Annotated in this window: 5 protein-coding genes; 3 read left to right on the top strand and 2 right to left on the bottom strand. The window is 64.9% G+C overall.

Going from position 1 to position 12,596, the window contains the following annotated elements; translation table 11 throughout:
- Positions 1-15: 15 nt before the first annotated feature.
- From B4F07_RS11460 to B4F07_RS11470, 3 genes are all read left to right on the top strand, one after another.
- Positions 16-7,059: a hypothetical protein gene (locus tag B4F07_RS11460; protein WP_293703926.1), complete on the top strand. Its 7,044-nt coding sequence runs from the start codon at positions 16-18 to the stop codon at positions 7,057-7,059.
- 46 nt (positions 7,060-7,105) lie between these two features.
- Positions 7,106-8,605 (top strand): cysteine--tRNA ligase, encoded by a 1,500-nt coding sequence (gene cysS, locus B4F07_RS11465; RefSeq protein ID WP_293703928.1) that lies wholly within the window; start codon positions 7,106-7,108, stop codon positions 8,603-8,605.
- 113 nt (positions 8,606-8,718) lie between these two features.
- The gene (locus B4F07_RS11470; RefSeq protein WP_293703930.1) at positions 8,719-9,663 is read left to right on the top strand and encodes a D-2-hydroxyacid dehydrogenase; all 945 of its coding nucleotides are present in this window, start codon (positions 8,719-8,721) and stop codon (positions 9,661-9,663) included.
- 100 nt (positions 9,664-9,763) lie between these two features.
- On the opposite strand, the gene B4F07_RS11475 is transcribed toward B4F07_RS11470, so the two are convergent.
- Together B4F07_RS11475 and B4F07_RS11480 are read right to left on the bottom strand one after the other, a co-directional pair.
- Positions 9,764-10,612, bottom strand: coding sequence for a metallophosphoesterase (locus B4F07_RS11475; RefSeq protein WP_293703932.1), 849 nt, complete (start codon positions 10,610-10,612; stop codon positions 9,764-9,766).
- Positions 10,613-10,654: 42 nt separating this feature from the next.
- Positions 10,655-12,589, bottom strand: coding sequence for a cytochrome c3 family protein (locus B4F07_RS11480; protein ID WP_293703934.1), 1,935 nt, complete (start codon positions 12,587-12,589; stop codon positions 10,655-10,657).
- Between the last annotated feature and the right edge of the window lie 7 nt (positions 12,590-12,596).

Genomic DNA, 12,596 nt, shown 5'->3' on the forward strand with positions numbered 1-12,596 from the left:
TCAAGGACCATTGATATGCGTTCGACGGCCAACCCTGCACCGATCCACAACGGCAAGCGCCGCCTGCTCGAAAGCTGCGCGATCGTGGCGGGGCTCGCCGCCCTCGCTTATGGCGGTCCTGCGCTCGCCCAGGTCGCCGGCACGGGACAAGGCGTCACCGGCCCCGGGCTCAGCAACCCGACAATTTCGGCGCCGGGACCGGGACCGACGACCGTCAACACGACGGGTGATCAGACGATCATCAACTGGACGCCGTCGAACGCGCCTGTCGGCGGGGTGATCGACTTTCTACCCACCGGCAACTCGCTGAACTTTACCGGCACCGGCCAATATATCGTCCTCAACCGGTTCGTATCGGGTACGGGCGTGCCAATTGCCGATCAGATTGCCATCAACGGTACGGTCAACAGTGTGGACTTCGCCACTTCCGGCGGGCGTGGTGGCAATATCTGGTTCTACAACGCCGGCGGCATCCTGATCGGCGCGACCGGGGTGATCAATGTCGGCAGTCTGGTGCTGACCGCCAACGATGTCCTGACCACCGGTGGCCTGCTCGGTCCCTCGGGCGAAATCCGTTTCCGCGGCGCTGCGGGAGGTACGTCGAACGTGACGGTCGCGGCTGGCGCAGCAATCAACGCCAACAACCCGTTCAACCCAGGCGATAGCTATGTCGCGCTGGTCGCGCCGCGCATCGTCCAAGCGGGCGCCGTCCGCGTTGATGGCGCTGCGGCCTATGTCGCCGCCGAACAGGCCGATATTCGCATCAACAATGGCTTGTTCGACATCAATGTGCTGGTCGGCGCCGAAGGCGGCAACGTCATCACCCACAGCGGCACAACCACTGGCCCGGCCCACCAACAGGGCGATATCGATCAGAGCCGCATCTACATGGTCGCCATCCCCAAAAATGACGCGGTGACGATGCTGGTGTCGGGCCAGGTGGGCTATGAGGACGCGGTGACGGCGCAGACCGACCCCGATGGTGCTGTCGTACTGTCGGCGGGCTATAATGTCGTCAATGGCCAGATTGACGGCAGCCCGGTGGGCAATGCGGCGGCGAACATCACCGTCAACGATACGATTTTCCTCAGCGACACCACGGCGCGCGCCAGCGGAACGTTCCTGGGCCAGCCGCTGAGCACGATTCCCACCGGCCTGCCGATCGCCTTCATTCCGCCGCAGCTTGGCCGTATCGCAGTCCAGGGCAATGCGCTGTTCATCGGTGACGCCGGAGCGACAATCAACGTCAACGCCGGTCGTGCGGTTTCCGCAACGGGCGATATGATCGTCCGGTCGGGAGGCAATGCTGCCGGACCCGGCGCCGCGGCGGTCAATGTCACGGGCGGCGCCTTTGGGGTGCTCGGCGATCTCGTAATCGAAGCTGGCGGTGTCGTCGATGGCGTCACGGGCGACAGCGACGGTGGCGACGCACGGCTGACGATCAGCGGGGGAGCTGCGCAGGTTGGCGGCTTGGTGACGATCGCCGCCAACGCCACCGGTGGCGACATCTCCACCCAGGGCTCAACCGGCGGCAGCGGTCGGGCCGGGTCTGCATCGCTCGTCCTGACCGGCGGCGCATTCACGGCGAGCGACATCACCGTCAGTGCCGATGGTATCGGCGGCGACGGACTTGGATCGGGCGGTCTGGGCATCGGGGGAACCGCCACCATCGACCTGCTGGGCGGCACGATCGACGTGGCTGACCTCATCGCCTCGGCCTCCGGGACAGGCGGCCAGGGGTTGGCGGGCAACGACGGAGAGCCGACCAACATCATTCCGGGCGGCGTCGGCGGGGTCGGCGCTGGCGGACAGGCGGCGATCAATATCGATGGCGCCACCGTCCAGGCGAGCCTGGTTGCCGCCTACGCATCCGGCCAGGGGGGCGAAGGGGGCGGCTTCAACAATATCTTTTCCTTCAGCGGCGTCCCCGGCACCCCGGGCGATGGTGGCACGGGGAACGGCGGCAGCGCCGCCGTCAACGTGGCGAGCGGGACGCTCGACACCGGCAGCCTGATTGTCGATGCCGCCGGCATCGGCGGTCAGGGCGGCAGCTCATTCTTTTCCAGCAGTTCGGGCAGCAGCACCGGCGTTGGTGTCGGCGGAACGGGCGGCACCGGTCAGGGGGGGGTAGCAACGCTGGCCCTTGCCACCGATATCGACGCCGGGTCGGTTCAGGTGGCCGCTCGCGGTCAGGGCGGCGCAGGCGGGTTGCACAATGTCGGTGGCAACGGCGGCGACGCCGGGGGCGGACTGGCGCAGATGATCGTCAGCGGCTTTAATGCCGGGCTATTCTTTATGAACCTTGATGCCAGTGCCACCGGCGGCAATGGCGCAGCGGGGCGCGACGGCAACGGCGGCAATGGCGGCAGCGCGGTTGGCGGAACGGCCAGCGCCGTCGCCGAGGGCACCGACGGACGGTTTGAAGCCCGCGGTATCGTCTTTGCAACCGCCGGACGCGGCGGCAATGGCGGCGCGGGCGGACTGGCCCCCTTTGCTTCGATCACCGCCGCGCCGGACGGTGGCGACGGCGGCAATGGCACCGGTGGCGTTGTCGAACTGTTCGCGACCGACGGCGGCGTGATCAGCCTGACCCCGGGAAGCAGCGGCCCCCAGACGCTGGGGAGCAATGGCTTCGGCGGTATTGGCGGCCAGGGTGCCGACCATTTCGGCGCCGGGCGCCAGTCGGGTGATGGCGGCGATGCGGGCGCAGGGAGCGGCGGCGTTGTCCGCTTGATCGCCGACGGCGGTACCATCACGACGACGCAGGCGGTGACGATCACGGCACAGGGCGTGACGGGGTCCAGCGGTGGCGGGGGAACCGGATTCGGCGGCGCCACAAACGGCGTGGCGGGCGCATCGGCCATCGCCAGCACTGGCGGGCGTGCCGTGCTGGAATCGGCCAGCGGCGGGCTGATCGCGCTCGGCAATACGATCATTGACGCGGATGGCGATCTGGCAGGACGCATCGAATTGCGCACTGATGAGAATGCATCGAGCAGCATTGCCTTTACGACGCTCTCAGCCAGCGCGCTCGGTGAAGCCGCGCCGACCGGTGGCAACATCGAAGAAGCCTTGACCGGCATTTTTGTTGCCGTCGATGGCGGCACCATTGGCACGACCGGCGACGCGACGCTGGAGACGGGAAGCGCAGTGGGCGCCCATGCGCGCAGCAGTGGCAGTTTCAGCGCTGGTGGCAACCTGTTGATAGAGGCGGGCGAACGCTTTGACGTGCGCCATGATGCGCGAAGCGGTACCGCGGCGACGATAGGCGCTGCCGGTGACTTTACCATCACTGCACCACAGGGAATTTTCGGTACCCCAGGCAGCCTGCTGGGCGCCGGTGGCGATTTGACGCTGTCGGTCACGGCGGGACCGATCCAGGTCGATGCGCTCGATTCGGGCAATGACATCGTCATCACCGCCGCGGGCGCCGTTTCGGTTGAACATGCCGAAGCGGTCAATGATTTCACCGCCAGTGGCGCCAGTTTCCGCACCGGGCTGAATTCGATCATCACCGGCGGCGATATCCTCATCACCTCGCCCGGCGCGGTCGATCTGGGCAATTCAACCGCGGGCGGCTTCGTTCAGGTCAATGGCCAGTCGATCCTGTTCAACAACATCGATGCCGGGTCGTCGGTCTTCCTGACCGCGACCGGCAACACCCCCGGCGCCGAAGGGATCAGCGGCGGATCGATCGATGCAGGCGGCAGCATCAACCTCAACGCAACCCGCATCGCCATCAACGGCGAGATTGCGGGCGGCGGAGCCCTGTTTGCCAACGGCAGCGCCGGACCGGTAGCCATCGCGCTGGCAGATATGGGCGATTTCATATCGGTTTCAGCCACCGGTGACATCACCGGCACCTATAATGCCGTGGGCAGTATCCAGCTCACCTCGGGCGCCAATATCAGCGCATCGGCGAACGCAACGGGCTTTGAAAGTTCGAGCAGCGGCACTCCGATCGCCGCCAGCGTGTTCATCGATGCGGGTGGCGACGTCGTCCTGACCAACAACAGCGCCACCGGCATGTTCGGGGTGCGCGCGGGCGGTACGGCGTCGGTCAATGGCGTCAATGCCGGCGAAGATGCGCTGGTTTTGGCGGGCACCACCGCGGCGCTCACCAACATTACGGCGGGCGACGACCTGACGGTCACGGCACCGGGAGGAATCGTAGCCAACGGTCTTGCGACGACCGGCACCGGCCCCGACAATCGAGCGCTGATCTATGGCCCGTTCAGCCCGTCCGGCCCCAGTTTCTTCCAGATCACGTCTTCGCCGCCCAACCAATCGAATATCGTACTGACCGCATCGACAGGGACGATCACCGGCGGCGGCATCAACGCGTTCGACAATCTGACGCTGACCGCTTCGGGCGCCGTGGCTACGACCGGCACGCTGGCATCGGGCCTTGCGACACGGATCGAAGGTAGCAGTATCAGCTTTGCCGCGATCGACGCCGGCAACACCGTCGACCTGTTGGCCGCGAACGCCATATCCGGCGTCGGCATTGCGGCAGGCGGCGACATCAATCTGATTGGCGACAGCGTAGGGCTCACCGGTGCTGTGACCGGCGACGCATCCTTCTTTGCCTTTGGTCTGGGCGGCGCCGTTGCGGTCAATCAGGCCGACGTGGCTGGAACGATCTCGATCTTTGCCGATGGAAATTTGACCGGCAGCTATGTGGCGGGCGGCGACGTCCGGCTGAATTCCAACGCCAATATCGACGTCTCGGCGACCGCGAACGGAGGCTATATCGATGCTAACGGCGTGACCACCCGGGGCAACCTGTTTGCGGAGGCCGCGGGGAACGTCGTGCTGGCGAACAGCGCGGCGGCGCGCATGTTCGGCGTCAGCGCCGGTGGGTCGGCGACGATCGCGGGCGGCAATGCGGGCGAGGATATGCTGGTCCTGGCCGGCACGACCGCATCGCTCAGCGGCATAACGGCCGGCGACGATGTTGACGTCAGCGCAGGTGGCGATCTCACCGCCAACGGCGTGAACGCCACGGGCGCCGGGGCCGATACTGCGTTTCTGAGCTTTGTGCCGGGCAGCGGCTTTACGATCAATTCAGGCGAGGGGATCTCGGCGACCGACGGATCCGACGTCAGGCTGACGGCGGGTGGTTCGATCGGTGCGTCGGCCCTGTCGGCGGGCGATGACATTTTTGCCGCAACAACGGGCGCGATCGCGATCAACGGCGCGACCACATTTGGCCTCGGCGCCACGGGGGGCAGCAGCAACATCCGGACGCAGGGCGGCGACACCACCCTTGCAGCGCTGAATGCCTTCACCGATGTCCTGGTCACATCGACCGGCACGATGAACGCCACCGGCCCAATCGCCGCCGGGCGTGATGTTACGATCACCGCGTCAAGCGCGAATCTCGAATCGCTGGCCACCCCTGGCGGTACGATCATCGAAACGGTGAGCGCCGGAAACAACCTGTCGATTACGACGTCGGGCGACATTGTGGGCGGCCGCGTCCGCGCGGGGGGCGATCTGACGCTCACCGGCGACAGCATCGACATCACCCGCGCTCAGACGACCGGCACGGGTCAGCTAACGCTGACCGGCGCAAGCGGCGTCAATTCCACCAACATTCAGGCGGGCGGCGCGACATTGCTTAATGCAAGCAACGGCGCTGTAACGTCCGACGGCCTGATCTCGACCGGCCCGGTGACCGCGACCGGCAACAGCATCAACCTGCGCACCGGGGGCAACATCGTCTTTGCCGTCCTCGATGCCGATGCTGGCGACGCGGTGGTAACCAACGGGTCGGGAACGCTGACGATCACGTCGAGCGTCGTCGCGGGTCGGACCACCCTGACCTCTGAAAACGGCAATGACATCGTCATTTCAGCGTTGGCCGCCGATGCCACCGACATCACGTCGGAAGGCGACATCGTGATCAACGGTGTGCTGACAGCGCGCAATATCGCGCTGCGCTCGAACGACATCATCATCGCCAGCGGCGCACGCGTCGGCACGGCAGGCAGTACCGAGGGGCTGTCGATCGAGAATAACGACGTGTTCAGCCAGACATTCGTCGGCGGCACCGGCACCCGCAATGGTTTCCACCTCGATGCCAGCGAACTCACGCGGCTGTTCGGCACCGACATCGAAGTCTTTGCGCCCGAAGTCGAAGCCGCCAACAGTGCATCGGTCGGCAGCAGCGCGCCGCCCGACATCATCGTCGATAGCTTCACGATCGCCGGGGGCGCCGCTGGATCGAACCTGGGCGCCAATGGCGCGCTGACCATCCGCACCCCCGGCAAGATGCGGGTGATCGGCAATGTCCAGCTGACCGGCCTGTCCGACACCAATGCGCTCAACCTGTTCGCAGACGACGCGCTGGAAGTCATATTGGGTCAGGGGACAGTGCGGCTGGTCAACGGCAGCAACGCCGCCGGACAGCTCAACATGGTGTCCGACGACATCATCGTCGCCACGCCCGCCGCGATCGGCGACGTCGGCGCCGCGACAACAACCGATGCGATCGAAGCGCGCCTCGCACAGAATGACGGTGTGCTCCTGGACGAAGGGTCGCTGTTCGCGCGCGGCATCCGCGCCGAAGTCATTGGCGGCTTTTATGTCCAGAACAGCGGCACCGGCACCGAATTCGCCAATCGCCGCGGGCTGACTTTTGGCGGGGGCGGGCTTGACGTCCTGACCGAAGGCACATCGCGGATTGTCATCAACGGCGTTCAGATCAGCACGGATGGCCAGGTCACCGGGCTCGACACGGTGCCATTGCTCACCATCGGCGGATCGGCGCCGACGGCGGGCAGCTTTGATCCGCGCTCGACCTTCAACGGATGCCTGATCGGCAATGTCGCCAGCTGCTCGGCGGTGACGTTCGATTTCGAAAACAGCTTCCCGGTACAGGATGTGATCGAAGAAGCCGCAGATGCCGAGGATGAGGATGGCAATGGTCAGAGCCTGCCAGTGCCGCTGATCACCATGCGCGACCTTGATCCGCTCAGCGGCGAACCGTTGCTCGACGATCCGGTAACCGGCGCGGGCAACGACGATCTGTGGACGCCGACCGAGCAGCCGTAAGGCTTTCGGTTGACGGAGCCGCTCGGGGCGGGGCATGGGCGGCGGTATGACCGACGTCCCTGCCCCGCAGCCGCTGATGCTGTTCAACAGCCTGACGCGCCAGCTGGAAGAATTCCAGCCTGTCCACCCCGGTGAAGCGCGCGTCTATAGCTGCGGCCCGACGGTCTATAATTATCCGCACATCGGCAATATGCGCGCCTATGTCTTTGCCGACACATTGGGCCGGACGCTGTCGTTCAAGGGTTACAAGCTTACCCACGTCATCAACATCACCGACGTCGGTCATCTGACCGACGACGCCGATGCGGGTGAGGACAAGATGGAGAAGATGGCTGCGGAGAAGGCGCAGTCGATCTGGGACATCGCGCGCCACTATACCGAGGCCTATTGGGCCGACGTGAAGGCACTCAACATCCGCCAGCCCGCCCACTGGTCGATCGCCACCGATTACGTCCCGCAGATGATCGAGTTTGCGAAGGCGATTGCCGACAAGCATTGCTACGAGCTGGAGGGCGGCCTCTATTTCGACACCTCGACGGTCAGCGACTACGGCGCGCTGGCACGCGCAAAAACCGATGAAGGTGAGGGCCGCATCGACGAAGTCGAGGGCAAGCGCCACGCCGCCGATTTTGCGATCTGGCGCAGGACGCCCGCGGGCGAGACGCGCCAGATGGAATGGGATTCGCCCTGGGGCCGCGGCGCCCCCGGCTGGCATCTGGAATGTTCGGTGATGTCCGAAGCCTTGCTCGGCTTTCCGTTCGACATCCACACCGGCGGCATCGACCATCGCGAAATCCACCACCCGAACGAGATCGCGCAGAACCAGGCGCACAGTTGCAGCGACGCCAGCGGCGCGCGCATCTGGATGCACAATAATTTCCTGATCGAACGCAGCGGCAAGATGAGCAAGAGCGCGGGCGAATTCCTGCGCCTGCAACTGTTGATCGACAAAGGCTACCACCCCCTCGCCTATCGCCTGATGTGCCTGCAGGCGCATTATCGCAGCGAGCTGGAGTTTTCGTGGGAGGGGCTGGGCGCGGCGCTGACGCGGTTGAAGCGGATGTATAAAGCCGTCGCTGTTCGAATGTGGGAGGAATTCCAGCAAAAAGGCGATCCAATCGACGCGCCCTCACAATACGAACCCATTGCTCGTGACAAATGGCACGAAAGGGAAGTATTAGGTTATCTTCAGGATTTCGACGAAGCAGTGTCGGATGACCTGAACACGCCTAAAGCCCTCGTGGTAATCGAAGCGATCCTAGGCGATCCGACGATAAGCGATAGGCTCCGCTGGCATCTTATCGCAACGATAGATCAAGTGCTTGGTCTTGACCTGCTTCAGCGTAAGCGCACCGACCTCCGCATCCGCCCCAAAGCCGCCACCATTACCGAAGAAGAAATCGAAGCCGCCCTCACCCGCCGCAAGGAAGCCCGCGCGGCCAAGGACTTCGCGACCTCAGACAAACTCCGCGACGAACTCACCGCCGCGGGGGTCGAGGTGATGGACGGTGACCCGCTCGGCTGGGACTGGCGGCTGGAGGCGTAAACGAACCTGATAATCCGTTCGTGTCGAGCGAAGTCGAGACACCCGGAAGGAATGCACTAGACGATCGGCATCTCGACTTCGCTCGATGCGAACGGGAATGGGAGAACAATGCAATGACCAAAACCATCACCATCCTGTCGGGACTCATCCGCCCGCTCGTCGAAAACCGCCTGCCCGACTGGGTCGAACCGCGCTTTTTTCAGTCGAAGGACGAAGCGCTCGCGCTCGCGCCCGACGCCGAAATCGGCTGGTTCGACATGTATGACAAGAAAGACATGGCCGCGGTGATCACCGCCGCGACCCGCCTCAAATGGCTGAACTCGATCTACGCCGGGGTCGACGGCATGCCGCTCGATCTGCTCGCCCATCGCGGTACGGTGGTCACCAACGGCGCGGGAATCAACGCGATCACCATCGCCGAATATGTCGTGATGGGGATGCTGACCGTCGCCAAGGGCTACCGCGACGTCGTCCGCGCGCAGGAGCGCCGCGAATGGTTGATGGACTCGCCGGGCAAGGTCGAACTGTTCGGGTCGAAAGCGCTGCTGCTCGGCTATGGCGCGATCGGTAAGCTGATTGAGGAGCGGCTGAAGGCATTTGCGGTCGACGTGACCGTGGTGCGTCGCTCCCCCGGACCCAACACGCTGACCCCCGACCAATGGCGCGCGCAGCTGAGCGATTTCGACTGGGTGATCCTCGCGGTTCCCGCGACCCCCGAGACCGACGGCATGATCGGCGCCAGCGAACTCGCCGCGATGAAGCCGACCGCGACGCTAATCAACATCGCGCGCGGCAGCGTCGTCGATCAGGACGCGCTGGTCGCCGCGCTGAACGAACAGCAGATCGCGTCGGCCTTCCTCGACGTCACCACCCCCGAACCGCTGCCCGCCGACGATCCGCTATGGAGTCTCGACAACGCCCACATCACCATGCACCTGTCGGGCCGCGCGCAGGACAAGATGTTCGTCCGCTCGGCGGAGCGGTTTCTGGAAAATCTGGGCCGCTGGAATAGGGGCGAGGCGGTGGAGCCGCGGGTGGATTTGACGCTGGGGTACTAAATATCTCGTCGCCCCCGCGAAGGCGGGGGCCGCTGTCGGTTTACGCAGCGAGGCAGGGAAAAGCCGACGGCGGCCCCCGCCTTCGCGGGGGCGACGGTCATTAGCCCGGCCGTTCCGCTTTCAACTCGCGCACCAGCGGCTGCAGATGCGCGTCATATTTCGCCAGCATTGTATGCGCCCCGGCGAAGTCGTAAAAGCTCACCAGCTCGCGGCCATTCCAGCGGTGCAGCGCATAGGCCGGGTCTTCGGCCACAATCATCGGGCGGTCGTCGGGACGGTTCTCATCGATCGGACGGAGGTCGAGTGAGACTTGCGGCGCGGTCGACGAGCAGATCGCCACCGTGCGCCCTTCCCACGCCACGGTCACGCTGCGATGCAAATGACCGCAGATCAGCCCGCGCACCTGGCTGTGCTTGCGCACCACCTCGGTAAAGGTCGCGACCCACGGCTCATCGGGATGGGTGTTCATCCACTCGATGCCGCTTTCGATCGGCGGGTGGTGCATCACGATATAGGTCGGCTTGGCCGGATCCTTCGCCAGTTCGGCGTCGAGCCACGCCGCGCGCACATCGCAAAAAGCGCCGCCATGGCGCCCTTCCTCCAGCGTATCGATGGTCACCAGCCTGAGCTCGGGCAGCTCGATCGCATATTGGACAAAGCCATTGCCGTCGTCGAGCCCGGGAAAGCGCGCATGAAAATTGTCGCGCAGATCATGATTGCCGACGCTGACCCACACCGGAAAGGGGCAGCGTGAAAAGGCGTTGGCGAGGCGGCGATAGCTGTCCTCGTCGCCGCGGTCGGTAACGTCGCCGGTTGCGAGCAACAGGTCGGGACGGTTCGGCCCGTCGATCAGCACGTCGAGCACCTCGTCGAGGCGTTTGCGGTTATATTCGGCCGGATTGTCCGGATCGAACCCCAAATGGATATCGGTGATCTGCGCGATCAGCACATCCGTCCCCTGCTGCGCCGGTTAGCGACCCCGGTCCCGACCCTATCCGCCCCGTCTTGCCCCATGCAAGGCTGGTGTGCGCCACGTCACATTGTACAGACCCCGCGTGCCGCTGCCTGTGATCCCACTCACACCATAGGTAGCACGCAGGGGTTTATTTGTGATTGCCGCGGCATTTACCTTCCGCTGACGGTTCGGAACCCACGGCTGTCCGCCGTCCGAATGATATTCGTGGCACATCGCGCAGGACGATTCGGTCGCGGTTTCGACCTTGACCAGCCGCGCCCCGCCCTCGCCCACATGGCAATCGCGGCATTGGCGCAGGCCAGGAATCAGCAGCTCGGTCGATGTTTTCGACGCAGGCGCGGCGGTATGGCAATCGGCGCAGTCGGTTTCCCTGTGCGCATCATGGTCGAACCAGCCCTTTTGCAGGTAACGCGCGGTCTGGCTCACCGCCGCAACGCGCCAGTTGTTCCCGGCCTGCGGGGCAAAGATCGTGTGGCAGTCGTAACAGGCGCCGCCTTTCGAGAACACCGCGCGCACCGCGTCCTGTGCCCGGCTGGGCCGCACCGCCACCTCGTTGAAATAGATGTTGTACACCTGCCCTTCGGCATAGGCACCGGGGCGCCGCCGCTGCATCCCGCCAAGCTGCAACGGCCGCGCGGGCGGGGTCGAGCGGTAATAAGCGGTGAGATCGGCGACGACCTGATCGGGTTCGCCATGACGCAGCGTGCGCGTCGTCCCGCCGACGGTCTCGAACGCCAGGCTGTGGCACATCGCACAGTCGCGCTCCATCTCGACCGGCTTCACGCGCACCCCGTCGGCCTCGACCCGGTGGCAATTTTCGCACTCCAGCTTTTGCCCGAAATCATAGCGGCCGCGGAAACTCGCCGCCATCCGTGCGACCCCGCCGGTCGCTTGCAGGTGAACATCGTGCGGGAATTTTAGCCCGTTATAATCGACCGTCCCTTTGCCGGGCGCGGCGCGCGCCAGCTTGGCACCCGGCGCAGCCCGAACGAGCGGGCGAAACTCGGGGTGGCCGGTCCCGAAATCGGCGGCATCGCCCAGCATCGTCGGATGCCCCGCCGTCTTCAGCCGCCCCTGCATCCCGTCGTGGCAGTCGGCGCAGAATTTCTGCGGCGTCGCGGGCATCGGCCCGGCGCCTTCATGCTCGGTGTGACAATCGACGCAGCGCCCTTGCGGCCGGTTGAACACCTCACCGACATTCGCCAGCAATTTGTCGAAGCCGCCGTCGGGCGCCCGCGCTGCAAGCAGCATCGCGGTCGGCGCTCCGGCGTGGGCGGTGCTCATCGCCTTATGCTCGCCGGTGTGGCAGCTGACGCACGCCGTGTCGGTGACCGCAACGAACGGTTCGACATGGCACGACTGGCAATCGTCCTTCAGGCTCGCGTGCGCGCTCGACAATGGTCCCGACGACCAGCTGCTATCGGCATGGAAGCCTTCAGGACGCTCATCGACATTCTTATAGCTGTACCAGGCCCAGATCGGCCCGACCAGAAAAGCGAGCAGCATCAGCAACCCGAACGCCCACGCCCCCATCCGCTTGCCCAGCATCACGCCTTGCAACGAAAACGCCTTGGCCTCGTCGACATCCTTCGACGATTGCGACAGTTCGTCGATGCGCTCGACAAGCAGGATGATCTTGTCATCCTCGCGCGCGATCGTCAGCCGATGCCCGCCGAAACGCAGCTCGCCGCCCGAACCGCTGTCGATATCGGCGACGGTCTCGCTGCGTCCGTTGAGGTCGAATCCCAGCCCCTCGCTCGCGGCGACGCGGACATGACGCCCGTCGCCGCTGCTGATCGTTGCATGATGCGGATTCACCGCCAGGTCGGCGACGTGGATGATGTTCGAACTGTCGCGGCCCAGCGTGATCGTGTCACCCGGCAGCGGCTGATCGCGGACAATCTGCTTGCCCGTCTTGGTCGTCGAAATGCGGCGCAGGATGAAGCTCATCGTCCCC

It is taken from the genome of Sphingopyxis sp. UBA6723 (assembly GCF_002454115.1).
GTDB lineage: Bacteria > Pseudomonadota > Alphaproteobacteria > Sphingomonadales > Sphingomonadaceae > Sphingopyxis.

Bases quoted from the DNA above. Each gene is read 5' to 3' on its own strand.
- B4F07_RS11460 (WP_293703926.1), top strand. From the start codon at position 16: ATGCGTTCGACGGCCAACCCTGCACCGATCCACAACGGCAAGCGCCGC.
- cysS (WP_293703928.1), top strand. From the start codon at position 7,106: ATGACCGACGTCCCTGCCCCGCAGCCGCTGATGCTGTTCAACAGCCTG.
- B4F07_RS11470 (WP_293703930.1), top strand. From the start codon at position 8,719: ATGACCAAAACCATCACCATCCTGTCGGGACTCATCCGCCCGCTCGTC.
- B4F07_RS11480 (WP_293703934.1), bottom strand. From the start codon at position 12,589: ATGAGCTTCATCCTGCGCCGCATTTCGACGACCAAGACGGGCAAGCAG.